The 22400-nt window shown below is 72.8% G+C and carries 25 protein-coding genes and 1 pseudogene; 17 read left to right on the top strand and 9 right to left on the bottom strand.

Annotated features, from left to right (window positions below; all coding sequences use genetic code 11):
- The first annotated feature begins 19 nt into the window (after positions 1 to 19).
- Together HNR19_RS23655 and HNR19_RS20625 are read left to right on the top strand one after the other, a co-directional pair.
- Positions 20 to 1645, top strand: coding sequence for an ATP-binding cassette domain-containing protein (locus tag HNR19_RS23655; protein WP_179669704.1), 1626 nt, complete (start codon positions 20 to 22; stop codon positions 1643 to 1645).
- Between the two features lie 31 nt (positions 1646 to 1676).
- Positions 1677 to 1829: a hypothetical protein gene (locus HNR19_RS20625; protein ID WP_179669703.1), complete on the top strand. Its 153-nt coding sequence runs from the start codon at positions 1677 to 1679 to the stop codon at positions 1827 to 1829.
- Positions 1830 to 1841: 12 nt separating this feature from the next.
- Here HNR19_RS20625 and HNR19_RS20620 read toward each other — a convergent pair whose 3' ends face one another.
- Complete coding sequence (locus tag HNR19_RS20620; protein WP_179669702.1) at positions 1842 to 2396, bottom strand: sigma-70 family RNA polymerase sigma factor; 555 nt, start codon at positions 2394 to 2396, stop codon at positions 1842 to 1844.
- A 17-nt stretch (positions 2397 to 2413) separates the two neighbouring features.
- On the opposite strand from HNR19_RS20620, the gene HNR19_RS20615 reads away from it, so the two are divergent.
- The 4 genes and pseudogenes from HNR19_RS20615 (at position 2414) to HNR19_RS23010 (ending at position 5092) form a co-directional block, all read left to right on the top strand.
- Complete coding sequence (locus HNR19_RS20615) at positions 2414 to 3487, top strand: serine/threonine-protein kinase (RefSeq protein ID WP_179669701.1); 1074 nt, start codon at positions 2414 to 2416, stop codon at positions 3485 to 3487.
- 14 nt (positions 3488 to 3501) lie between these two features.
- Positions 3502 to 4038, top strand: a complete 537-nt coding sequence (locus HNR19_RS20610) for an alpha/beta hydrolase (protein WP_179669700.1) — start codon at positions 3502 to 3504, stop codon at positions 4036 to 4038.
- A 98-nt stretch (positions 4039 to 4136) separates the two neighbouring features.
- Positions 4137 to 4289 (top strand): annotated as a pseudogene (locus tag HNR19_RS23740) (hypothetical protein); the annotation flags it as partial.
- A gap of 425 nt (positions 4290 to 4714) precedes the next feature.
- A complete protein-coding gene (locus HNR19_RS23010; RefSeq protein WP_246303560.1) occupies positions 4715 to 5092 on the top strand; it encodes a hypothetical protein in 378 nt (125 codons plus the stop codon).
- Between the two features lie 35 nt (positions 5093 to 5127).
- Here HNR19_RS23010 and HNR19_RS20600 read toward each other — a convergent pair whose 3' ends face one another.
- Together HNR19_RS20600 and HNR19_RS20595 are read right to left on the bottom strand one after the other, a co-directional pair.
- Entirely contained in the window at positions 5128 to 5907 is a 780-nt protein-coding gene (locus HNR19_RS20600; protein WP_179669698.1) for a putative protein N(5)-glutamine methyltransferase, read from the bottom strand.
- Positions 5908 to 5942: 35 nt separating this feature from the next.
- Positions 5943 to 6176 carry a PspC domain-containing protein gene (locus tag HNR19_RS20595; RefSeq protein WP_179669696.1) on the bottom strand — a complete coding sequence of 78 codons (234 nt, stop codon included), beginning with the start codon at positions 6174 to 6176 and terminating at the stop codon, positions 5943 to 5945.
- 82 nt (positions 6177 to 6258) lie between these two features.
- Between HNR19_RS20595 and HNR19_RS20590 the strand changes: the two genes are divergently transcribed.
- The gene (locus HNR19_RS20590; RefSeq protein WP_343047301.1) at positions 6259 to 7068 is read left to right on the top strand and encodes a glycerophosphodiester phosphodiesterase; all 810 of its coding nucleotides are present in this window, start codon (positions 6259 to 6261) and stop codon (positions 7066 to 7068) included.
- A 10-nt stretch (positions 7069 to 7078) separates the two neighbouring features.
- On the top strand, positions 7079 to 8014 hold the full coding sequence (locus tag HNR19_RS20585; protein WP_179669694.1) for a DUF5926 family protein: 936 nt from the start codon (positions 7079 to 7081) through the stop codon (positions 8012 to 8014).
- A gap of 15 nt (positions 8015 to 8029) precedes the next feature.
- Here the strand turns inward: HNR19_RS20585 and HNR19_RS20580 are convergent, their stop codons facing one another.
- The 5 genes from HNR19_RS20580 to HNR19_RS20560 form a co-directional block, all read right to left on the bottom strand.
- The gene (locus HNR19_RS20580) at positions 8030 to 9067 is read right to left on the bottom strand and encodes an adenylate/guanylate cyclase domain-containing protein (RefSeq protein ID WP_179669692.1); all 1038 of its coding nucleotides are present in this window, start codon (positions 9065 to 9067) and stop codon (positions 8030 to 8032) included.
- A gap of 9 nt (positions 9068 to 9076) precedes the next feature.
- Complete coding sequence (locus HNR19_RS20575; RefSeq protein ID WP_179669691.1) at positions 9077 to 9448, bottom strand: Crp/Fnr family transcriptional regulator; 372 nt, start codon at positions 9446 to 9448, stop codon at positions 9077 to 9079.
- Between the two features lie 74 nt (positions 9449 to 9522).
- Positions 9523 to 10719: an arginine deiminase gene (locus HNR19_RS20570; protein ID WP_179669689.1), complete on the bottom strand. Its 1197-nt coding sequence runs from the start codon at positions 10717 to 10719 to the stop codon at positions 9523 to 9525.
- A 25-nt stretch (positions 10720 to 10744) separates the two neighbouring features.
- Positions 10745 to 11566, bottom strand: a complete 822-nt coding sequence (locus HNR19_RS20565) for an ion transporter (RefSeq protein WP_218910336.1) — start codon at positions 11564 to 11566, stop codon at positions 10745 to 10747.
- A 1-nt stretch (position 11567) separates the two neighbouring features.
- Complete coding sequence (locus HNR19_RS20560; protein WP_179669687.1) at positions 11568 to 12431, bottom strand: prephenate dehydratase; 864 nt, start codon at positions 12429 to 12431, stop codon at positions 11568 to 11570.
- A 99-nt stretch (positions 12432 to 12530) separates the two neighbouring features.
- Here HNR19_RS20560 and HNR19_RS20555 point away from each other — a divergent pair, with 99 nt between their 5' ends.
- The 5 genes from HNR19_RS20555 to HNR19_RS20535 all read left to right on the top strand — a co-directional run bounded on the left by HNR19_RS20555 (position 12531) and on the right by HNR19_RS20535 (position 16984).
- A complete protein-coding gene (locus HNR19_RS20555) occupies positions 12531 to 13586 on the top strand; it encodes an iron chelate uptake ABC transporter family permease subunit (protein WP_179669685.1) in 1056 nt (351 codons plus the stop codon).
- A complete protein-coding gene (locus HNR19_RS20550; protein ID WP_179669683.1) occupies positions 13583 to 14650 on the top strand; it encodes an iron chelate uptake ABC transporter family permease subunit in 1068 nt (355 codons plus the stop codon). The genes HNR19_RS20555 and HNR19_RS20550 overlap by 4 nt, the downstream gene beginning before the upstream one ends.
- Entirely contained in the window at positions 14647 to 15462 is an 816-nt protein-coding gene (locus HNR19_RS20545; protein ID WP_179669681.1) for an ABC transporter ATP-binding protein, read from the top strand. Before HNR19_RS20550 ends, HNR19_RS20545 begins: the two co-directional genes overlap by 4 nt.
- Positions 15459 to 16502, top strand: coding sequence for an ABC transporter substrate-binding protein (locus HNR19_RS20540; protein ID WP_179669679.1), 1044 nt, complete (start codon positions 15459 to 15461; stop codon positions 16500 to 16502). The genes HNR19_RS20545 and HNR19_RS20540 overlap by 4 nt, the downstream gene beginning before the upstream one ends.
- A gap of 86 nt (positions 16503 to 16588) precedes the next feature.
- Complete coding sequence (locus HNR19_RS20535; RefSeq protein WP_179669677.1) at positions 16589 to 16984, top strand: DUF4446 family protein; 396 nt, start codon at positions 16589 to 16591, stop codon at positions 16982 to 16984.
- A gap of 12 nt (positions 16985 to 16996) precedes the next feature.
- Here the strand turns inward: HNR19_RS20535 and HNR19_RS20530 are convergent, their stop codons facing one another.
- On the bottom strand, positions 16997 to 18571 hold the full coding sequence (locus tag HNR19_RS20530; RefSeq protein WP_343047300.1) for a bifunctional phosphatase PAP2/diacylglycerol kinase family protein: 1575 nt from the start codon (positions 18569 to 18571) through the stop codon (positions 16997 to 16999).
- Between the two features lie 53 nt (positions 18572 to 18624).
- On the opposite strand from HNR19_RS20530, the gene HNR19_RS20525 reads away from it, so the two are divergent.
- The 4 genes from HNR19_RS20525 (at position 18625) to HNR19_RS20510 (ending at position 22399) form a co-directional block, all read left to right on the top strand.
- Positions 18625 to 19632, top strand: coding sequence for an aldo/keto reductase (locus HNR19_RS20525; protein WP_179669676.1), 1008 nt, complete (start codon positions 18625 to 18627; stop codon positions 19630 to 19632).
- Positions 19633 to 19697: 65 nt separating this feature from the next.
- On the top strand, positions 19698 to 20978 hold the full coding sequence (gene serS, locus HNR19_RS20520) for a serine--tRNA ligase (RefSeq protein ID WP_179669674.1): 1281 nt from the start codon (positions 19698 to 19700) through the stop codon (positions 20976 to 20978).
- Positions 20975 to 21847, top strand: coding sequence for an HAD family hydrolase (locus tag HNR19_RS20515; RefSeq protein ID WP_179669672.1), 873 nt, complete (start codon positions 20975 to 20977; stop codon positions 21845 to 21847). Before serS ends, HNR19_RS20515 begins: the two co-directional genes overlap by 4 nt.
- 42 nt (positions 21848 to 21889) lie before the next feature.
- Positions 21890 to 22399, top strand: a complete 510-nt coding sequence (locus HNR19_RS20510) for a GNAT family N-acetyltransferase (protein ID WP_179669671.1) — start codon at positions 21890 to 21892, stop codon at positions 22397 to 22399.
- Position 22400: the final 1 nt, after the last annotated feature.

Here is a 22400-nt window from a genome sequence, read left to right as displayed (position 1 = left end):
CGACCTCGAGGTCTCCGCCGTGTCTTCTTCCTCCGTCCCCGCCCTCCAGCCCGTCGTCGTCCGCGACCTCGTCGTCTCGTACGGCGGCCGCACCGTCCTCGATGGGATCGACCTCACCGCGCAGCCGGGCCGTCGCATCGGCCTGGTCGGCGAGAACGGTGCCGGCAAGTCGACCCTGCTCCGCGCGATCTCCGGTGACCTGCCGGCCCGCGCGACCACGAGCGGGGAGATCACCCGGCCCGACGACCTGGTGCTGCTGACCCAGGAGCCGCCGTTCTCCGACGCTCACACCATCGCCGAGGTGCTCGCGATGACGCTGCGGCCGCTGCGCGACGCCGTCGCCGCCGTGGAGCGGCTGGCCGAGCGCCTCGACGACCCGCAGGCCGAGGCGGCGTACGCCCGGGCGTTGGAGTTCGCGCTCGACCACGACGCGTGGGACGCCGACCGGCGCTCGCTGGCGGCGGCCGAGCAGCTCGGGCTCGACGCCCTCGACCACGACCGGCGGGTGGGCAGCCTGTCCGGCGGCCAGCGCACGCGGCTCGCGATCGCCACGATGATGACCCGGCGCCCGCTGGCGCTCCTGCTCGACGAGCCCACCAACCACCTCGACGACGCGGCGGTCGAGGTGCTCACGGCGTTCCTCGCCGACCTGCCCGGCGTAGTGCTGTTCGCCAGTCACGACCGGGTGTTCCTCGACGACGCCGCGACCGACCTGGTCGACCTGGACCCGACCGCGTTCGGCACCGATGGGCGCGGCGGACGGCGCTTCGGAGGGGGCTGGACGGCGTACGAGCAGACGCGGCGCGACGCCCGGTTGCGCTGGGAGGAGGCGTGGGTCGCGCAGCAGGAGGAGCTCGACCGGCTGCGCGCCGCGACCCGGATCGGCACCAGCACGATCGCGCCCGGCCGCGGCCCGACCGACGGCGACAAGTTCATCCACCACTTCAAGGGCCAGAACGTCGAGCGGACCCTCGCCCGCCGCAAGCGCGACGCACAGCGACGGCTCGAGGAGGCCGAGCGCGAGCAGGTGCGCAAGCCGCCGGCTCCGCTGCGGCTCGGCACCGCGCTGACCGGCGCGGCCGCGGGCGGGCGGGTCGTCGTGGCGCGGGACCTCGTCGTCGCCGGCCGCCTGGCGCTGCCGCGGCTCGACCTGCTCGCGGGCGACCACCTCCTGCTCACCGGGCCGAACGGGTCGGGGAAGTCCACGCTCCTCGGGGTGCTCTCCGGCCGGATCGCACCGACCGGGGGCGCCGTCGACGTCGGTGCGCGCCGCGTCGCCGAGCTCACCCAGGACCCGGAGTTCGCCGACCCCGGTCGATCCGCTGTGGACACCTACCGCGCGCTCGTCGGCGACGAGCTCGCCGACGGGCGCCCGCTCCGCGAGCTCGGCCTGCTGCACCCGCGCGACCACGCCCGCCCGGTCGGGTTGCTCTCCGTCGGCCAGCGCCGCCGGCTCACCCTCGCCGTGGCCGTCGCCGCGGGGCCCGACCTGCTGCTGCTCGACGAGCCGACCAACCACATCTCGCTCACGCTCGTGGGCGAGCTGGAGGAGGCGGTCGGCGCCAGCCCCGGCACGGTCGTCGTCGCCTCCCACGACCGCTGGCTGCGGCGCCGGTGGGAGGGCGCGACGCTGGCGCTGGGCTGACGGCGGGTGCGGGGCGGCGTACGCTGGATCCATGACCGACCAGCGGCCCGACGAGCGGTTCCGCACCCTGCCGGCGCCCGTCGCGCCCGAGTCCCTCCGCGCGGTGCACGACACCGAGCCCGCGCACGAGGAGCTCCTCGACGCCTACCGCGAGCAGACCTGGCTGATCAACAACGTCGGCTGAGGCCGGCGCCCGTTACTGGTCGTGCAGCTTGAGCAGCGGCCGTACGGCGGTCCGCGCGTGGTGGATCCGCGACTTCACCGTGCCGAGCGGCACGCCGAGCAGTGACGAGATCTCGTTGTAGTCGAGCTCCTGCACGTCGCGCAGGACCAGCGGCTCGACCAGCTCGGGGTTGGACGCCGCCAGCACCTCGAGCGCCTCGAGGAGGTCGAGCCGGCTCCCGGCGATGACGCTCGTCGTGCGGGGGTCGGCGTTGACGGGCAGCTCGTCGGTGGCGCGCTCGGCGGCCCGCCGCTTCAGGGACCGGTAGGTGCCGCGGGCGCTGTTGGACGCGACCGCGTGCAGCCAGGTCGTGAACCGGCTCTTGCCCTCGAAGGTGTGGATCTTGGTCGCGACGAGGAGCAGCGCGTCCTGCGTCGCCTCCTCGGCGTCCTCGGGGTAGAGCAGCATCCGGCCGCAGATCCGACGTACCCGCGGCTGCACGGCGGCGAGCACGTCCTCCAGAGCGTCGCGGTCGCCGGCGGCGGCGCGCAGCGCGAGCTCGTCGAGGTCCTGCGGATCCGCGTCCACGAGGGCAGACTACGCACATGTCACTGCCGGAGCGACTGGGTCGCCTGCGTCGGGTCGAGCGCATCGGCGTGGGCGGGTTCGCGACGGTCTGGCGCTACCGCGACGACGAGCTCGACTCCGACGTCGCCGTGAAGGCGCTCGCCGACAACTGGGCGGTCCGGCACGACGTGCGCGAGCGGTTCCTCGAGGAGGCGCGGATCCTGCGCCGCGCCGACTCCGACCACGTGGTGCGGGTCTACGACATCGGCGAGGTCGACGGCACGCCCTACTTCGTCATGTCGTACGCCGACCGCGGCTCGCTGTCGACCGTGCTGCAGGAGGGCCGGCCGGTGCCGCCGCACCGCGTCGCCGACGTGCTGGAGCAGGCCGCCGCCGGCGTGACGGTGCTGCACCGCCACGGCGTCATCCACCGCGACCTCAAGCCCGCCAACCTGCTGCTGCGGTCCACGCCCGAGGGCGACGTCCGCGTGCTCGTCGCCGACCTGGGCGTCGCGAAGGCGATGCTGCACGCGAGCGGGCTCACCCAGGTCGTCGGCACGCCCGCCTACATGGCGCCGGAGCAGGCCCAGGGCTTCGGCCTCGACGAGCGCGCCGACATCCACGCCCTCGGCGCGGTCGGCTACCACCTGCTCACCGCCCGCCTGGTCCGCCAGGGCGGCCTGGCCGCCGTCGGCGCCGCCTCGCTCCCGCCCGCGCCGTCCACGATCGTCGACGTGCCCGCGGCCTGGGACGAGGCGCTGCTCCGCGCCCTCGAGCCCGACCCCGACGACCGCTGGCCCGACGTCGCGTCCTTCGTCGGGGCCGTACGGCGCGCCGCGGCCGCCACGCCCCTGCCGGCACCCCCGCCGCCCCCGCCGCCGGACCCGGTCCCTGACGTGCAGCCCGACGGGGTGCGGGGCGCGATGCCCCGCCCGATGCCCGACCCGATGGGCGCCGGCGGGGGAGTGCGGCGGCTCCCGGCCGCGGAGGCGACCGGCCTGGCCGAGCCCGACGAGGGCGGCTCCTGGCTGCTGCCGGTGGTGCTGTTCGTCGTCGTGCTCGCCGTGGTGTTCGCCGGCTCCTACCTCCTGGCCACCCGACAGCTGGGCTGACCGGCGTGGGCGGTGTGTCACGTCGGACGGCCCTGCTGGGCACCGGTGCGCTGGGCGCCGTTGCCGTCGCGGGCGCGATCGGTGTGGAGCTCGAGGTTCTGCCCGGCCGGTGGCAGCTCTACCACCGGCTCGGCCTCGACGGGGCCGACGGCGTGGTGCCCGACGTCGAGCCCGGCCGAATGGCGATGGGCGGGCTCGGCGCCCTCCACCTCGCGCGGCTGCTCCGGCCAGTGCGCGTCGCCGGCGTCGCCGCGATCAGCGCGGCCCTGTGGCGCGACCCCGACGAAGCCCAGCCGGGGGCGTTCGCCAGCCAGGCCGACTTCGAGGCGGTGCACCCGTTCGGTCGCCAGGACGAGCTCGACGGGATGGCGATCCGGATCGACTGCGGCGAGGGTGACCCGTTCTACGCCGCCAACCGCGACTACGTCGACGGATTCGACACCCGGCCCGAGGGCGGGTTCGAGCGAGGCGACCACGACCTCGGCTACTGGCGCCGGATGGCTCCCGCGCAGCTGGAGTTCCTGGGCGGGTTGCTGGCCGAACGCGGTTGATCACGGTCACCTGGTGACAGTGATCAACCGCGGAGCCGTTCAGGCGGTCATCCACAAGCAAGGCCGGCGCCCGTTGCGAGGCGTCAGGGACCCACCACATGGTTCCTGGCATGTCCAGGTCCGAGCTCGGCAGGCTCCTCGACCTCCAAGCGGGGGTGGTGAGCCGGAGCCAGCTGTGCGCCGCAGGGCTGACCGACAACGACCTGCGGCGGATGCTGCGTCGTCGGGAGCTGGCGAAGGTGCACCCGGGTGTCTACGTCAACCACACCGGACCCCTGAGCTGGATCCAACGGGCCTGGGCCGCGACCCTCTACGCCTCGCCTTCGGCTCTCTGCCTCGCAGCCGCGGTCCGAGCAGCTGACGGCCCGGGACGCTCGGCGTACGACGACGGCAAGCCCATCGACGTCGCTGTCGACAGACATCGGCACCTCGTCGAGCCGGCTGGCGTCCGCCTGCACCGGGTCGCCGACCTCGACCGGTCGGTGCTGTGGAACACCTCGCCGCCGAGGGAGCGTGTCGAGTACGCGACGATCGGGCTCGCGGCGCGGGCGTCCCGCGATGTTGATGCAGTCGCGTACCTCGCGGACGCGGTCGGCGGTCGGCAGACCACCGCGGACCGCCTCATCGCAGCGCTGGCCGACCACCCCGGATCGCACGCCGGCACTTCCTGGCATCGGTGCTCGATGATGTCGCCGGTGGCACCTGCTCGACGCTGGAGCACGGATATGTCGCGCGCGTGGAGCGACCGCACGGCCTGCCCACGGGGCAACGCCAGTTCCGCGAGTCGGACAAGGGCCCGTTGTACCGGGACGCGGTCTATCTCCGTGGGATCGCGGTGGTCGAGCTCGACGGACGACTCTTCCACTCGAAGGTGTGGCAGCGGGACCGCGACATGGAGCGGGACCTCGACGTGTTCGCGGCGGCGCGTGCCACCACACGGCTCGGTTGGGGGCAGGTCTTCGACCGCCCGTGCTCGACCGCGATGAAGATCGGCGCGGGCCTCAACGCGCTCGGCTGGGACGGAGCGGCCCACGGGTGCCCGCTGTGCGGCTGACAACGCGGTTGATCACGGTCACCTGGTGACAGTGATCAACCGCGGAGACGACCGGCGACCACGGTGGCCCCGCGCTCCTCGTCGTGGTGCACCCGCGCGCCGAGGCCGGCATCGGCGAAGGCCGCCACCGCCGCATCGGCCTGAGCCTCCGAGGTCTCGATGAACAGCGACCCTCCCGGCGCCAGCCACCGCGGCGCCAGCCCGGCCACCCGGCGCAGAATGTCGAGCCCGTCGGCTCCGCCGTCGACGGTGAACAGCGGCTCGTGCTCCCGCGACTCACGCGGCATCAGCGCCACCGACTCCGACGGCACGTAGGGCACGTTCGCGACGATCGCCTCGACCCGGCCGCGCAGGCCGTCGGGCAGCGCGGCGTCGAGGTCACCGAGGTGCACCTGTCCGCCCACCGGCGCCAGGTTGCGCCGCGCGCAGGCCACGGCCACGGGCGACACGTCGGCCGCGTGCAGCACCAGTCCGGGGATCCGGGAGGCGAGGGCGAGGCCGAGCGCGCCCGACCCGCAGCACAGGTCGACCACGACCGAGCCGGGCGAGACCACCCTGGCGGCGAGGTCCACGACGTACGCCGTGCGCTGCCGTGGCACGAAGACGCCGGCCTCGAGGAGCACCCGCACGCCGGCGAAGTCCGCCCAGCCGAGCACCAGCTCGAGCGGCTCGCCAGCGACCCGGCGGGCGACGGCGCCCTCCAGTGCGACGGGCTCGACGAAGGACGTGAGCAGCGCCGCCGCCTCGTCCTCGGCGAAGACACAGCCGGCGGCGCGCAGCCGCGCGACCAGGTCGTCGGTGGGGGCTGCGGTCATTGGCTCACGATAGGCAGCACGACCCAGCCGTGAGCTCAGGCCTTCGGCATCAGCAGCCAGCCGAGGGCGTAGAGGACGATCCCGGTGCCGAAGCCGAAGACCACGGCGAGCACGAGCACGATCCGGATGAGGTTGGCGTCCAGGCCCGTGTAGGCGGCGAGACCGCTGCACACGCCGGCGATCATCTTGTCGTCGGTACGGCGCACCAGGCGCTTGCCGCGGCCGCCGCCGGAGTAGGTGCTGGGCTGGTAGGGCTGGTAGTTCGACATACATCCAGTGTGCGCGGGAACTCCTGGCAACACATCGGGGAACGACCCCGGTCCCACCCTGATCCCCTGCCAGACTGAGGCCGTGACCAGCGCACTGCGCCCCCAGGTGGTCGCGCACCGGGGAGCCAGCCACGAGAACGCCGAGCACACCCTGGGCGCGTACGTCGCCGCGCTCGACCACGGCGCGGAGGGGTTGGAGTGCGACGTGCGGCTGACCGCCGACGGGCACCTCGTGTGCGTGCACGACAGCACCCTGCGCCGTACCGCCTCCACCCGCGGGCGGGTCTCCACCATGGACCTCGCCGAGCTGGCCGAGCTCGACTTCGCGACGTGGAAGAACCCCTGGGCCGACCTCGACGACGAGGCACCCGACCGCGACGAGGAGAGCGACGGCGTCCTCACGCTGCGTAAGCTGCTCGAGACGGTCGCCGACTACGACCGCCGGGTCGAGGTCGCGATCGAGACCAAGCACCCGACGCGCTACGGCGGCCTCGTGGAGAAGCGGCTGGTGGAGATGCTGCGCGAGTTCGGCTGGGACACGGCCGGCTCGCCGGTGCGGATCATGAGCTTCTCATTCACCGCTCTCCAGCGGGTCGACCGGCTCGCCCCCGAGGTGCAGCTCGTGCAGCTGCTCGACCGTGGCTCCACCTGGCCGATGCTGCGGCGGGTCATCGGTCGCGACTGGATCGTCGGCCCGGGCATCAAGCTGCTCCGCGAGCAGCCCAGCATCGCGGGCAGCATCAGCCGCAGCGGCCGCGACATCCACGTGTGGACGGTCAACAACGACGAGGACCTCCAGCGCTGCATCGACCTCGGCGTCAAGGCGGTCATCACCGACCGTCCCGACCACATCGTCGACCTGCTCGACCGCCGCGACCGGGACGCCAAGTAGGTTTCCGGGCATGGCGAAGAAGTCCCGCACCAAGACCCGCACCGAGACCGCCCCGGGCGAGGTCGGCCCGCGCCAGCCCTGCCCCTGCGGCTCGGGCAAGCGCTACAAGGCGTGCCACGGCGCGCCGGGCGGCGGCCAGGTGTTCGTCAAGCGGCCGTTCGAGGGACTCGCGTCCGAGTGCGACATCGTCGCGCTCCGCGAGCTGGTGCCCGCGGCGACCGCGCCACTCCCGCTCCAGGGTGAGTACGCCGACCGCGCCGTGCGCCTCAACACGCTGCTCCCTGGCGCGGCTCCCGCGATGGTCCGCGACAGCGGGGAGGTCTGGCTCGGCCTCCAGGTGCAGCACGGCTTCGGTGACGTCTCCCGCGACCTGGCCGCGGTGCTGCTCGAGGCGCTCGCGGCGGAGCCGGGCGCCGGCGCCGTCGGCATCACCGACGACCCGGGCGCCGGACCGCGGCTGCAGGACCTGCTCGCCGACGAGCCCCTCGCGATCACCGTCCACGACGGCTTCGACTACTGGGTCTCCGACATGGAGGAGTCCGACGAGCTCAAGGCCGCGCTCGAGCAGGCGGAGGGCGCCGCCGCGCCGACCGCGCGCCTCACGGAGGTCGAGGCGGCGTACTGGACCCGGATGGGCGCCAAGGAGCACCTGCGCTGGGTGATGCCCGCGCCCGAGGACCAGCTGCTGACGGCACTCGCCCGGCTGCACGTCGCCGGCAAGGACGTGATCGTCCCGGAGGCGCGGCTGGTCGGGATGTTCCGCGCCCACGGCCTGCTCGCACCGGTCTGGGACCTGCCGGTCGGCACCGGGCCCGAGCCCCTCGAGGAGGCCGCCTCGACGTTCAAGGCGGCCCTCGATGAGGCCCTCGCGGACGAGTCCGAGCTCACGCCGGAGGAGCGCTCCGCCCGGTCGGGCCTCGCCAACCGCCAGGTGACCATCCGCTGACGGAGGCCGGCAGGTTCACGCCGGGCGCAGGCTCCACGCCCGCAGCCGCGGGTAGCCCTTGACCGACAGCCGCCGCAGGCGGCGGAAGCGGTACGGCGCCCCGCCCTCGTGGTGCTCGTCGTGGTCGTCGCGGTCCCCGTGGTCGTGCTCGTCGTCGCCACCCACGTCGCGGCCCGTCAGGGCGCCGTACATGCCCTCGTCGACGAGGACCGTGCCCGGCCGCGCGACCGACGTGAGTCGCGCTGCGATGTTGACCGTGGGGCCGTAGACGTCGCCGAGGCGGAGCACGACGTCGCCGTACGCCACGCCCGCCCGGACCTCGGGGAACGGGTCGTCCGGGTCGTCGCCGCGCAGGGTCAGCTCCTGCGCGATGGCCGCGGCGCCGGCGGCGGAGTCGACGACGATGAGCAGCTCGTCGCCGATGTTCTTGATGATCGTGCCGCCGTGCTCGAGCACGATGTCGAGGCAGGTGGCCTCGAACTGCTCGAGCCACGTCACCAGGTCGCGGTCGGACATCGTCTTCGACCGCGAGGTGTAGCCGACGATGTCGACGAAGCAGACCGCGCGCGTGGACGACGCACCGGCGTGGTCGACGACCACCCGGGACCACGCGCTGAAGAGGTGGCGGCGCCAGGCGTAGGACTGGAGGTCCTGCACGCGCGGCAGCACCTCGTCGGCGAGGGTGACGCCGCCCTCGGTCGCGGACACCCCGAGCTCGGCGGCGACGTCGGTGAGCAGCGCGACCTGCCACTCGGCGAGCCGGGCGAAGCTGCGCCCCCAGGTGCGGATCAGCCCGTCGCGGCGCTCCTCGTCGAGGATGCCGAGGTCCATCAGCGCCTTGGTGTGCTCGAGGGCGGCGACGTCAGCGTCGGTGAACGCCGGGACGTCGTCGCCGACCTGGGCGAACCCGAGCAGGTGCCACAGGTGGATCGCCTCGTCGAGCGAGACGCCCGCGCGCTCCGCGACCTCGACGCGGGTGAGCGCCGGCGCGGCGCCGAGCAGCTTCGCCTCGAGGGCGTCGAGCGACCCCGGGGGCGTCTCGTCCGACGTCACCTGCGGGGGTCAGTCCTGCGGCATGCGGGACTGTGCGACCTCGACCAGCGCCTCGTGGAACGACGGCATCTCGGCGTCGAGCTCGCGCAGCGTCTCGTCGGTCAGGTGGATCGTGTCGAGCGGGGTGAGCGCGACGACCGACGCGGTGCGCAGCGTGCCTCCCATGATCGCCGCCTCGCCGACGATGTCGCCGGCGCCCAGCTGGGCGATCTCGGCGCCGTCGTGACGGATCGAGACCTTGCCGTTGAGGATGATGTAGGCCTTGTCGGCCGGGGTGTCCTCCCAGATCGGGGACCAGCCCTCGGGCAGCTTGACCCGGCGCCCCACGCCGCTGATCTTCGCCACCTCTTGGGGCGTGAACTTCTCGAAGAACGTCGCCATCGCAGACCCTTTCGCCGGTCTCCCCATGTCACGCGGCAGTCGCGTTGGGGCCGACCCTATCGAGACAACGTGTTCTAGGGCAGTGGGTCACGCGCGATGGGACAGCTCATGCAACGCGGGCCGCCGCGCCCGGAGCCGAGCTCGGACCCGGCGATCCGGACCACCTCGATGCCGGCCTCCTCCAGCCGGGCGTTGGTGCCGTCGTTGCGCTCGTAGGCCACCGCGAGGCGGGGCGCGAGCGCGAGCGTGTTGTTGCCGTCGTCCCACTGCTCGCGCTCGGCGGTGACCGGGTCGAGGCCGGTGTCGATCTGGTGGAGGGTGTCGATCTGCATCGCCTTGGCGGCGGCGACGAGGAACGGCTCCGGCGGAGCGACGACCAGCTCCCCGCTGCCGGGATCGCCGGGCGTCACGGCGTACGCGGCGAGCGTGTGGGCGACGTTGGGATACATGACGACCTTGTCGACGTCGACCATCGTGCAGACCGTGTCGAGGTGCATGGTCGCCCGCTCCTGGGCGATGGGTACGACGAGCACGGTGCTCGCCAGTCCGCTGGCGAAGAGGTGGCGCGCGAACCGGTCGGCTCCCGCCGGCGTCGTGCGCTCGCCGACACCGACCGCCACGACTCCGGGCGCGAGCAGCAGCACGTCGCCGCCCTCGACGTACTCGAAGTGGTGGCCGTGGATCCGCTGCTGGTCGGCGAACCGCGGGTGGTGGCTGTAGATCAGCTCCGTCAGCTGCGTCTCGCGCTTGCGGGCCGGCATCGCCAGCGACGTGATCGCGACCCGGTCGCCGACCCAGACAGAGGAGTCGCGGGTGAAGAGCAGGTTGGGGAGCGGGTCGACGAGGAACGCGTCGTCCGGGAGCAGGGTGGTCACCAGGCTGCCGGTGAACCTGCGCACCTCGTCGTTGCGGATGCCCGCCGTCAGGTGCGTGGTCAGCTCCTCCGGGGTGGCGTCGTGGAGGTGGCCACGCAGGAACGACCGCAGCGACTCGTCGAGGTCGAGGTCGGACAGCGCGGTGTCGATCGCCGTCTCCCGGGCCTCGGGCGCGGCCAGCGCCTCGGTGAGCAGCTCGGTCAGGTAGAGCACCTCGACGTCACGGTCGCGCAGCGCCTCCGCGAACGCGTCGTGCTCCTCCTGCGCCCGAGCGACCCACGGGATGCCGTCGAAGAGCAGCCGGTCGTTGTTGCGGGGCGTCAGCCGCTGGAGCTCCGGCCCGGGCCGGTGCAGCATGACGGTCCGGAGTCGTCCCACCTCACTGGTCGCACCCATGCCCGGCAGCGTAGTCGCGCGAGCGTCAGTCCCTGGCTTCGAGGCGGGCCTCGAGGGCGCTGACCTGTCGCTTGAGGTCCTCGATGGCGGCGAGGATCGCGGTGGTGGACTCGTCCATGTGGTGCTCGACCTCGTCGACCATCTCGCTGTTGTCCTCCTCGGTCTGCCGGTCCAGCGCCTCGACGGCGACCGCGATGAAGAGGTTGAGGACGACGTACGTCGAGATCACGACGAACCCGACGAAGAACCCCCAGGCCCAGGGGTGCGCGTCGGCCGTGGGCCGGACGACGTTGGCCCAGTCGTCGCCGGTCGTCACCTGGAAGAGCGAGAGCAGCGAGCTGCCGAGGTTGCCGAAGTGCTCGGGGTCGGTCGCGCCGAACAGCTCGGTCGACATGACCGCGCTGACGTAGAGCAGGATCACCAGCAGGGCGGCGATCGAGCCCATGCCCGGGATCGTCGCGATCAGCGCCGCGACCACGCTGCGCATCGAGCGGATCGTCGAGAGCAGGCGCAGCACGCGGAGGATCCGCAGCACCCGGAGCACGCCGCTGGCCTGACCGCCGGGCACGAACGCGATCGCGACCACGAAGAAGTCGAAGACGTTCCACCCGCTGCGCCAGAAGCGCCAGCCCTCCGCGAACAGCCGCAGCGCGAGCTCCACGACGAACACGACCAGCGTCGCCCAGCCGATCGCGTGGGTCGCGTCGCCGTGCTCTGCCATCCACGACTCGGAGGTCTCGAACCCGAGCACCGCGGCGTTGACGAGGATGACCGCGATCACGGTCCCCTGGAACCACGGCCGGTCGATGAGCTGCTCGACGGCCTGGCGCGCTCCCCGCACGTCCACGTCAGCCCCGGTCGGACGGCGGAGACTCGCGCCAGGGGTCGGCGGGGTAGATACCGAGTACCTTGACGTCGGTGGTGAAGAACGCGAGCTCCTCGAGCGCCCGCTTGAGGCCCGGGTCGTCGGGGTGGCCGTCCACCTCGGCGAGGAACTGGGTGGCGGTGAACTCGCCGCCGACCATGTAGCTCTCCAGCTTGGTCATGTTGATGCCGTTGGTGGCGAACCCGCCGAGCGCCTTGTAGAGCGCGGCGGGCAGGTTGCGGACGTTGAAGACGAACGTCGTCACCACCGGGCCGTTGCCGCGGGGAGCGACGACGAAGTCGCGGGACAGCACGACGAACCGGGTCGTGTTGTGCTCCTCGTCCTCGACGTCGTCGCGGAGGATCTCGAGTCCGTAGATCTCGGCCGCGAGCGGCGGCGCGATCGCCGCCTGCGTCGGGTCGGCGGCGTCGGCCACCTCGCGGGCGGCGCCCGCGGTGTCGCCGGAGATGAGCGGCGTCAGCCCGAGCTCGCGGATGATCTTGCGGCACTGGCCCAGCGCGTGGACGTGGCTGTGCACGGTGCGGATCGTGTCAAACGTCGCGCCCGGCACCGCCATCAGCGAGAACTCGATGCGCAGGAAGTGCTCGGCGACGATGTGCAGGTCGGAGTCGGGCAGGAAGTGGTGGATGTCGGCCACCCGGCCGGCGATCGAGTTGTCGATCGGGATCATCGCCAGGTCGGCCTCGCCGTTGGTCATCGCCGCGAACACGTCCTCGAACGACGCGCACGGCACCGCCTCCCAGTCGGGATAGTGCTGCTTGCACACGAGGTGGGAGTTGGCGCCGGGCTCTCCCTGGTAGGCGATGCGGGACACGGGGCGGGACATGGCGGCAAGGGTAGGGGGAAGCGAGCGAGCACCGCCCGGGTCCCGGCCGTCCGTGGACCGCGGTGCGCACCGCAGCACAGGTAAGGCTAGCCTTCCTTCGTGACCACGACCGAGATCGCGCCCGCGCGCGTCCGACCCGAGCGCCGGGTCGTCGCGCGCGGCCGCGGCCCGCGCGTCGTGGTCCTCGCCGGCTCGCTGGTCGTCCTGGCGCTCGCCGTCCTGGCCAGCCTGATGATCGGCCGGCAGACCCTGGCGCCGACGACCGTGCTCGCCGAGCTGTGGCGCGACGGGGGCGGCATGGCCGGCGACATCGTGCGCGGCCTGCGGATGGACCGGACGGTGATCTCGCTCGCGGTCGGGCTCGCGCTCGGCGCCGCCGGCGCCCTGATGCAGGCGCTCACCCGCAACCCGCTCGCCGACCCCGGCCTGCTCGGCATAAATGCCGGCGCCGCGGCGGCCGTCGTCAGCGCGATCACCTTCCTCGAGGTCACCGCGCTGCGGCACCAGATGTGGTTCGCGTTCGCCGGCGCGGCCGCGGCCGCGATCGCCGTCTACGGTCTCGGCTCCGGCGGCCGCTCGGCCGCGACGCCGATGCGGCTCGCGCTCGCGGGGGCGGCGCTCACCGCCGTACTCACCGCCTACGCCAACGGGATCGCGCTCCAGGACCAGCGCAGCTTCGACACGATGCGCTTCTGGGTGGTCGGCTCGGTGGTCAGCCGCGACCTGTCGGTGATGGCCGACGCACTGCCGTTCCTGGTTGCCGGCGTCGTCCTCGCCTACCTCGTGACGCCGGGGCTCAACGTGATCGCCCTCGGCGAGGACACCGGCCGCGCGCTCGGCGCCCGGATCGGCCGCACCCGCGTGGTGACGGCGGTGGCGGTGACGCTCCTCTGCGGGTCCGCGACCGCGCTCGCCGGGCCGATCGCGTTCATCGGTCTCACCGTGCCGCACGTCGCGCGCTACCTCGTCGGTCCCGACCAGCGCTGGGTGCTGCCGATCTCGATGACGCTGGCGGCGGCGCTCCTGCTCGTCGCCGACACCGCGGGCAGGGTCGTCACGCCGGACCGGGAGATCGCCGCCGGCATCATGACCGCGTTCATCGGTGCACCGGTCTTCGTCGCGCTCGTGCGCCGCCGGAAGCTGGTGCACCTGTGAGCACCTCCTCGACGGTCCTCGGCGCCGGCCGCCTCGGCATCGGCGTCCTCCGGCTCGGCCCGCTCTCGGTGCGCGTGCACCGGCGGGGACTGCTGGTCTGCCTGCTGCTCGTCGCTGCCACGCTGGGCGCGGTCCTCGCCTCGCTCGTGCTCGGCGACATCCAGGTCGGGCTGCCTCGGGTGCTGCTCACCGTCTTCGGCGAGGGGCTGCCGGTCGAGGAGCTCATCGTCCAGGACTACCGGCTGCCGCGCGTCGCCACCGCCGCCCTCGTCGGTGTCGCCCTCGGGATGGCCGGCGCGGTCTTCCAGACGATCTCCCGCAACCCGCTGGGCAGCCCCGACATCGTGGGCTTCGAGACCGGCGCCGCCACCGGCGGCCTGGTCGCGATGCTCGTCGTCGACGCGGGTGTGGTCGGTACGGCGGCCGGGGCCGTCGTGGGCGGTGCACTCACCGCGGTCGTCGTCTTCTCGCTGGCCGCCCGCGGCGGGTCCGACGGTCTCCGGCTGGTGCTGATCGGCGTCGGCGTCGGCTCGGTGCTGCTGTCGTTCAACTCGATGCTCATCGTCAGCGTGAACATCTACGACGCGCAGGGGGCCGGCGTGTGGCTGGTCGGCAACGTCGCCGGAGCCACGTGGGACCAGGTCGCCGTACTCGCGCCGGCGGTGGTCGTCCTGGCCGCCCTCGCGCTGCTGCTCTCCCGCGCGCTGACGATGACCGAGCTGTCCGACGGCACCGCCGTCGCCGCGGGCCTGCCCGCGGGCCGGGTCCGGGTCGTCGCCGGCGCCGTAGGGGTTGCGATGTGCAGCGTCGCCGTCGCCGCCGCGGGCCCGGTGGCGTTCATCGCCCTGACCGCGCCCCAGGTGGCGCGGCGCCTGACGCGCGCGAGCGGGCCGAACCTGGTGGCGTCGGGACTCACCGGGGCGCTGTTCCTCGTCGTGGCCGACCACGCGGCACGCGAGCTGTTCCAGCCCCGGCAGGTCGCCGTCGGCGTGATGACCGGCGTGGTCGGCGGCCTCTACCTGGCCTGGCTGCTGACCCGCGAGTGGAGGAGTGGACGAGCATGACCACCCAGCGCCTCGAGGCGAGCGGCCTCAGCCTCGGCTACGACAAGCGCCTCATCACCCAGGACCTCGGGCTCGCCATCCCCGACGGGTCGTTCACGGTGATCGTCGGCGCCAACGGCTGCGGCAAGTCGACGCTGCTCCGCGGGCTCGCCCGGCTGCTCACGCCGAAGGCGGGTGTCGTGCACCTCGACGGCAAGGACATCCACCGCTACCACTCCAAGGAGGTGGCGCGGCGGCTCGGGCTGCTGCCGCAGGCGCAGGTCGCGCCCGACGGGATCACCGTCGTCGACCTGGTGTCCCGCGGCCGCTACCCCCACCAGAGGCTGCTGCGCCAGTGGTCGGGCGAGGACGAGGAGGCCGTGCGCGCCGCGCTCGCCGCCACCGACACCACCGACCTCGCCGACCGCGTCGTCGACGAGCTCTCCGGCGGTCAGCGGCAGCGGGTCTGGCTGGCGATGGCGCTCGCGCAGCGCACCGAGATCTTGCTCCTCGACGAGCCCACGACCTACCTCGACATCGCCCACCAGGTCGAGGTCCTCGACCTGGTGTCGGGGTTGCGTGACGACCACGGCTACACGCTCGTCGCCGTGCTCCACGACCTCAACCTGGCCTGCCGGTACGCCACCCACCTGGTCGCCATGAAGGACGGCGCCGTCGTCGCCGAGGGCGACCCCGCGGAGGTGATCACGGCCGAGCTCGTCGAGCACGTCTTCGGCCTCACCTGCCGCGTCATCACCGACCCCGAGTCGCACACGCCGCTCGTGATCCCCCGGCGCTCCCGCCGGGACCCCGATGAGAAGGAGAACCGATGATCCGCGCGCACCGCCGTACCCTGCGAGGCGCCCTTGCCGCCACCGCGCTGACCGCGACGTTCGCGCTCACCGCGTGCAGCGGCGACACCGACCCCGACGCCCGGGCCGAGGACACGGGCGGGGCCGAGGGCCAGACGGCTCCGGAAGGCCCCTTCACCTACGAGGACGGCCGCGGCCACACGGTCGAGCTCGAGCAGACCCCGACCAACGTGGTCGCGCAGAGCAGCGTCGCCGCGGCGCTGTGGGACGCCGGCTACCAGGTCGACGGCGTCTACGGCGAGCTCGCCGAGGTCGACGGCGAGCTCAACTTCCAGGCGGGCAACATCGACCTCTCCCAGGTCGAGGTCTACGGCGAGACCTACGGCGAGCTCGACGTGGAGCAGCTGCTGGTCAGCGCGCCGGAGCTGGTCATCGACTACACCTTCGACGGCAAGGGCCTCTGGTACATCCCCGGCAAGCAGGGCAAGACCGTCGACGAGGGCACCGAGACCCTCGCCATCGACGGCAACTACACCGACACCGACACCGCCATCGAGTCCTTCGTCGACCTGGCGAGAGCCCTCGGCGCCGACACCGAGAGCGCGGACCTCCAGGCCGACAAGGAGGCCTACGACGCCGCCCTCGAGGAGATCGGCACGATCTCCGGCGAGTCCGACCTCCAGGTGGCGTTCGTGTCCGCCGACGCCGACGCCGCCAGCTTCTACATCGCCAACCAGGACTTCTTCCCCGAGATGGGCACCCTGGCCGAGGCGGGCCTCGACATCGTCGAGCCCAAGACCGGCAAGCCGATGCACTTCCACGCGATCAGCCCCGAGCAGCTCCCCGACTATGCCGACGCCGACGTGATCCTCTTCGACGCCCGCACCTACGGCCTGCTCGCCGACAAGCTCGAGACCATCGACACCTGGACCAGCCTGCCCGCCGTCGAGGCGGGCCAGGTCTACGAGTGGTACGCCGCGGCGCCGTACTCCTACGAGCAGTACGCCGGCATCTACCAGGAGGTCGCCGACCACCTCGCCGAGGCGCAGCCCGTCGACTGACACTCGCCGAGTCGGCTCGTCGTCACGCCTGAGAAACGCCGAGTCGGCTGGTGATCACCAGCCGACTCGGCGCATTACGTTGAGGCATGGCGCTCGTGCTCGCGATCCTCGCGCTCGTCCTCTCCGCTGCGGCGGCGGTCCTGGCCTACCGCACCTGGCGGCGGGTGTCGCCCGACGACGGGCTCGACGTACCGGCCGACGTGGCCGGGCTGCGGGCCGAGGTCGCCCGGCTCAAGCAGGAGGCGGGCCGGTCGCTGCGGCACCTGGCGGTGGTGCGCTACGACGCGTTCGAGGAGATGGGCGGCCGGCTCTCGTGGTCGCTCGCGCTGCTCGACGACCAGGGCGACGGGGTCGTGCTGACGTCGATCCGGGGCCGCAGCGAGGCCCGCACCTACGCCAAGGGCATCGCCGGCTGGAGCAGCGAGCAGGAGCTCTCGCCGGAGGAGACCGAGGCGGTCTCGCGGGCGAAGGCCGGCGCCTGACGAGCGAGGCCGCTAGCGCGGCACCCGGACCAGGAGCCGCCCGTGGATGCACTCCATGTGCAGCTCCTCGCCGAGGCCGATCGTGTCGCCGTCGAGCTGGCGGGGCGTCGGTGAGGAGGCCCGGACCGACACGGTCTTGCCGGTCATCCGGTTCATGGTGTCGTCGATGCGCGGCTGCTTGGTGAGGATCCGGATCGCCAGCGGGATCCACGAGAGGAACCGCTGCGGGTTGAGGAGCACGACGTCGAGCGTGCCGTCGTCGATCGCCGCGTCGGGCAGCAGCGGCATCCCGGCCTGGAGGTAGCCGACGTTGCCGACGACGATCGTGCGCGCGCGGTGCTTGGTCCACTCGCCGCCGTCGATCGAGATCTCCACCTTCGTGGAGGGGAACATCAGGGACTTCAGTCCGGACCACACGTAGGCCAGCCAGCCGACCTTCTTCTTGATGTCCTCGTTGACGCCCTCCATGATCGCGGCGTCGAAGCCCATGCCGGCCATGACCATGAAGTGGGTGTCCTCGATGCCGTCTCCGCTGACCGCGACCATGTCGATCGCGCGGTCCTGGCCGGTGAGCGCGATGTCGATGGCCGCCCGGATGAACAGCGGGATGGCGAGGTTGCGAGCGAGCAGGTTGCCGGTGCCGGCGGGCACGATCCCGACGGGGATGCCGGTGCCGGCGAGCTCGGCGCACACCTCGCGCACCGTGCCGTCGCCGCCGCAGACGATCACGAGCTCGGCCCCGTCGACGGCCGCCTGCTCGGCCTGCCCGGTGCCGGGGTCCTCGACGGTGGTGAAGTACCAGCGCGGCTCGCTCCAGCCGGAGTCCACCGCCATCTGGGTGACGATGCTCTGGAACTGCTCGACCGACTCGACCTTGATCGGGTTCAGGATGACCGCGAGGCGGCCGCCGCCCGGGAACGCCTGCGGCAGCGGTGCCGCGCCGGCCGCATGGCTGCGGGGGAGCGGGCTGTAGAGAGCGAGCCCGAGCAGCACGACGCCCACCCCGAGGAGGACGCCGCCGATGGTGTCGGTCACGAAGTGCCGGCCGAGGAGCACCCGGTCGGCGGCCACGACGATCGTGACGACGACCGCGGCGGTGCCGATGAGCCGGCGGATGCCGCCGCGCCGTACGAGCATCACGGCGAGGAGGATCACCAGCGCGGCCAGGGCTGCGGTGAAGGACGCATGCCCCGACGGGAACGCCGCGTTGTCGTGGAATCGGTCGCCCGCCTGCCACTCCGGGCGGTCGCGGCCGAGCAGGTACTTGAGTCCGTACGTCCCCAGCATCGTCACGGTCATCGTCGCGACGACCAGCACCGTCGCCCGGCGGTGCCCCTTGAGGAACATCACCAGCGCGAGGACCAGCGCGTAGACGATCGAGGCGATCGTGCCGAAGCCCCGCTCGACCACGTGCAGCGGCACGTCGAGCCAGTCCTGGCGGATCGCCCACCGGCTGGCGGGCCTGACCTCGGCGTCGACGTCGACCAGCCAGGACGGCGCGGCGACCACGATCGCCGCCAGCACCGCGAACGTCCCGAGGCACAGCAGCGACCACGTCAGCTGGGTACGTCGAGAGCGGTCGAGCACGCCGTGAGAATAGGTGATCGCCAGCGTTCGACCGTGATCGCTAGTTTCTCCCTATGAGCGCCGACACACTCCCCGACGCCACCCGACCGCCGCTGCGGCGGCTCGGCAGCTCCGGCCTCGTCGTCTCCGCGGTCGGGCTGGGCTGCAACAACCTCGGCCGGCCGGGCACCGCCACCGAGAGCCAGGAGGGCACCGACCGCGTCGTGCGCGCCGCCCTCGACGCCGGCATCACCTTCTTCGACGTCGCCGACACGTACGGCGCCCGGCCCGGCCTGTCGGAGGAGCGGCTCGGCGCCGCTCTACGCACCGAGCGGGACCGGGTCGTCATCGCCACCAAGTTCGGCATGGACATGAAGGGCGTCAACGGGCCCGACGGCGGCGCGCGGGGGTCGCGGCGCTACGTCATCACCGCGGTCGAGGCGTCGCTGCGCCGGCTCGGCACCGACCGGATCGACCTCTACCAGTTCCACACCCCCGACCCGCTGACGCCGATCGACGAGACCCTCAGCGCGCTCGACACGCTCGTCCGCGACGGCAAGGTCCGCTACGTCGGCCACTCCAACCGATCGGGCTGGCAGATCGCCGAGGCCGAGTTCGTCGCCCGCGAGATGGGCGCTGAACGGTTCATCTCCGCGCAGAACCACTACAACCTCGTCGACCGCCGCGCCGAGCACGAGGTGGTGCCCGCGTGCCGGCAGTTCGGGCTGGGCCTGCTGCCCTACTTCCCGCTCGCCAACGGCCTCCTCACCGGCAAGTACGCCGACGGCACCGCACCGGAGGGCACCCGGCTCGCCCGCACCCGCCGGCACCTGCTCGAGGCCGCGGTGTCGCCGGAGCTCAAGCGCTACTCCGAGTTCGCCGCCTCGCGCGGACTCACCGAGGTGACCGTCGCCATCGGCTGGCTGCTCGCCCAGGCGCCGGTCGCGTCCGTGATCGCCGGCGCCACCCGACCCGAGCAGGTCGTGGCCAACGCCGCCGCCGGTGCGTGGGTCCCGCGCCCGGAGGACCTCGCCGAGCTCGACGACATCTTCCCGCCGCCGGACCCGATCTCGCCGTTCTGACGGGCCGTGCGGGCGGCTGTGAATCCGGGGAGCGTCGGCCTGCGTCCGCCGGATAGCCTGAACGCATGATCGACCCGCGCATCCTCCGCGACGAGCCCGACCGCGTCCGTGCCGCCCAGGCCAAGCGCGGGCTGTCCGCCGACGTGGTCGACCGTGCTCTCGCCGCCGACCGGACCCGGCGCGACGCCATCGCGGCGTACGAGGCCAAGCGGGCCGAGCAGAAGCAGCTCGGCGCGCTTGTCCCGAAGGCCCAGGGCGACGAGAAGCAGCAGCTGCTCGCCCAGACCAAGACGCTGGCCGCCGAGGTCAAGGAGTCCGAGGCGGCCCGCGTGGCTGCCGAGGAGGAGTGGAACGCGGCGCTGGAGACGATCCCCAACCTCGCCGCCGAGGAGACGCCGCCGGGCGGCGAGGACGACTTCGTCGTGATCGAGCACGTCGGCACGCCCCGTGACTTCCGGGCCGAGGGCTTCGAGCCGCGTGACCACATCGAGCTCGGCCGGATGCTGGGCGCGATCGACCTCGACCGTGGTGCCAAGGTCAGCGGCAGCCGCTTCTACTTCCTCACCGGTGTCGGCGCCCAGCTCGAGCTCGCGCTGGTCAACATGGCGATGGACCAGGCCCGCAACGCCGGCTTCACCCAGGTGATCGCGCCGTCGCTGGTGCGCCCCCGCGCGATGGAGGGCACCGGCTTCCTCGGCCAGGCGGCCGACGACGTCTACCGGATCGAGGGCGAGGACCTCTACCTCGTCGGCACCTCGGAGGTGCCGATGGCGGCCTATCACTCCGACGAGATCCTCGACGCGGCGTCGCTGCCCCGCCGCTACGCCGCGTTCAGCCCCTGCTTCCGCAAGGAGGCCGGCTCGCACGGCAAGGACACCAAGGGCATCATCCGCGTCCACTGGTTCGACAAGGTCGAGATGTTCGTCTACACGACGCTCGAGGAGTCGTACGCCGAGCACGAGCGCCTGCTCGCGTGGGAGAAGGAGTTCCTCGACAAGCTCGAGCTGGCCTATCGCGTCATCGACGTCGCCGCCGGCGACCTCGGCCTCAGCGCGATCCGGAAGTTCGACTGCGAGGCGTGGATCCCGACGCAGGAGAAGTACCGCGAGCTCACCTCGACCTCCAACTGCACCGAGTTCCAGAGCCGTCGCCTCGACATCCGCGCCCGCGACGACGGCGGCACGCGGCCCGCCGCCACGCTCAACGGCACGCTGACCGCGATCACGCGCGCCATCGTCGCGATCCTCGAGACCCACCAGCAGCCCGACGGCTCGGTGCGGCTGCCGGCCGCGCTCCGCCCCTACATGGGTGGCGTCGAAGAGCTGAAGCCCGTCGTTGCATCATGACCGAACCCCCCGCCGGCTGGCAGCCCAAGCTGGTCGCGCTCGACATCGACGGCACCCTGCTCAAGTGGGTCGTCGGCCAGGGCTCCACGCACGAGGAGGTCCCGCCCGCGGTGCACGCGGCGGTCGGCCGGGTGCTCGACGCCGGCGCCCACGTCGTGCTCGCGTCCGGGCGAGCACCGCACAGCATGACGACGATCGCCGACCTGCTCGACCTGCACGGCCACGGCGACCGACTCTGGATCGTGGCGTCCAACGGCTCGGTGCTGCTGCGCTACCCGCCGGAGGAGATCGTCCACGAGGAGACCTTCGACGCGGCGCCCGCCGTCGCTGCGATCCTCCAGCGGCACCCCGACGCGCTCGTCGCGATCGAGGAGCGCGGCGTCGGCTACCGCGTGTCCGCGCCCTTCCCGACCGGTGAGCTCGGCGGCGAGGAGATCGTCACCGACATCGACGAGCTCGTCGCCGGACCGGTGAGCCGCGTGATCATCCGCGACCCGCAGGCCACCGCCGACGACTTCGTGCAGATGGCCGCCGAGCTCGGGCTGCACGGCACCGACTACGTCGTCGGGTGGACCGCGTGGCTCGACCTCTCGCCGGTCGGAGTCTCGAAGGCGTCGGGCCTCGCCCACGTCGCCGAGCAGCTCGGCGTCGACCGTGCCGACGTGCTGGCGATCGGCGACGGACGCAACGACCTCGAGATGCTGCGCTGGGCGGGGCGCGGGGTCGCCATGGGCCAGGCCGTGCAGGAGGTCCACGACGCCGCTGACGCGTCGACCGGCACCGTCGACGAGGACGGCGCCGCGACCGAGCTGGACCGCTGGTTTCGAGACGCCTCGTCCCTCGGCTCCTCAACCCAAGGGTTTGCGTGAACGCCTCGTCCCTCGGCTCCTCGACCCAGGGGTTTGCCTGAGATGGCCGGTCTGCCGGCGCTCATCAGCTCCGACCGGATCCGGCTCTTCCTGATCTCGCCCGAGGAGGCGGCCGACATGGTCGCAGGCCGCCGGCACGACGACCGCTGGCACCCCGACTACCCGCGCAAGGACGACGTCGACGCCGCGTCGATGATCCGCGCCGGCGGCGACGGGGCAGACGGGGCCGACGGGGCCACGTGGGGCCCGCGCCACATCGTGCTCGACCGGCTCGCCGTCGGCTCGATCGGCTGCTTCGGTCCACCGGTCGACGGCGAGACCGAGGTCGGCTACGGCTTGGTGCCGGACGCCCGGGGACGCGGTGTCGCGACCGAGGCCCTCGGCCTGCTCGCGGCCGAGGCCGACAAGGTCGGCGTCCGGCTGCGCGCGAGCGTCGCCCCGGACAACACGTCCAGCCTGCGGGTGCTCGCGAAGTGCGGCTTCTCCGACCTGCGCGGCACGACCGAGGACGGCGAGCTGGTGATGGTACGGCGGCCGCGTCCCGCCTCGTGAG

Source organism: Nocardioides thalensis, assembly GCF_013410655.1.
In the GTDB taxonomy this organism is placed as follows: Bacteria; Actinomycetota; Actinomycetes; order Propionibacteriales; family Nocardioidaceae; genus Nocardioides; species Nocardioides thalensis.
The sequence above is the reverse complement of the archived record's forward strand: the minus strand, read 5'-3'. Positions and strand labels throughout refer to the sequence as shown.

Excerpts from the sequence above, each read along its gene's own strand:
- HNR19_RS20625 (WP_179669703.1), top strand. The coding sequence starts at position 1,677 with ATGACCGACCAGCGGCCCGACGAGCGGTTCCGCACCCTGCCGGCGCCC.
- HNR19_RS20615 (WP_179669701.1), top strand. The coding sequence starts at position 2,414 with ATGTCACTGCCGGAGCGACTGGGTCGCCTGCGTCGGGTCGAGCGCATC.
- HNR19_RS20600 (WP_179669698.1), bottom strand. The coding sequence starts at position 5,907 with ATGACCGCAGCCCCCACCGACGACCTGGTCGCGCGGCTGCGCGCCGCC.
- HNR19_RS20595 (WP_179669696.1), bottom strand. The coding sequence starts at position 6,176 with ATGTCGAACTACCAGCCCTACCAGCCCAGCACCTACTCCGGCGGCGGC.
- HNR19_RS20585 (WP_179669694.1), top strand. The coding sequence starts at position 7,079 with ATGGCGAAGAAGTCCCGCACCAAGACCCGCACCGAGACCGCCCCGGGC.
- HNR19_RS20575 (WP_179669691.1), bottom strand. The coding sequence starts at position 9,448 with ATGGCGACGTTCTTCGAGAAGTTCACGCCCCAAGAGGTGGCGAAGATC.
- HNR19_RS20570 (WP_179669689.1), bottom strand. The coding sequence starts at position 10,719 with ATGGGTGCGACCAGTGAGGTGGGACGACTCCGGACCGTCATGCTGCAC.
- HNR19_RS20560 (WP_179669687.1), bottom strand. The coding sequence starts at position 12,431 with ATGTCCCGCCCCGTGTCCCGCATCGCCTACCAGGGAGAGCCCGGCGCC.
- HNR19_RS20545 (WP_179669681.1), top strand. The coding sequence starts at position 14,647 with ATGACCACCCAGCGCCTCGAGGCGAGCGGCCTCAGCCTCGGCTACGAC.
- HNR19_RS20540 (WP_179669679.1), top strand. The coding sequence starts at position 15,459 with ATGATCCGCGCGCACCGCCGTACCCTGCGAGGCGCCCTTGCCGCCACC.
- HNR19_RS20535 (WP_179669677.1), top strand. The coding sequence starts at position 16,589 with ATGGCGCTCGTGCTCGCGATCCTCGCGCTCGTCCTCTCCGCTGCGGCG.
- HNR19_RS20525 (WP_179669676.1), top strand. The coding sequence starts at position 18,625 with ATGAGCGCCGACACACTCCCCGACGCCACCCGACCGCCGCTGCGGCGG.
- serS (WP_179669674.1), top strand. The coding sequence starts at position 19,698 with ATGATCGACCCGCGCATCCTCCGCGACGAGCCCGACCGCGTCCGTGCC.
- HNR19_RS20515 (WP_179669672.1), top strand. The coding sequence starts at position 20,975 with ATGACCGAACCCCCCGCCGGCTGGCAGCCCAAGCTGGTCGCGCTCGAC.
- HNR19_RS20510 (WP_179669671.1), top strand. The coding sequence starts at position 21,890 with ATGGCCGGTCTGCCGGCGCTCATCAGCTCCGACCGGATCCGGCTCTTC.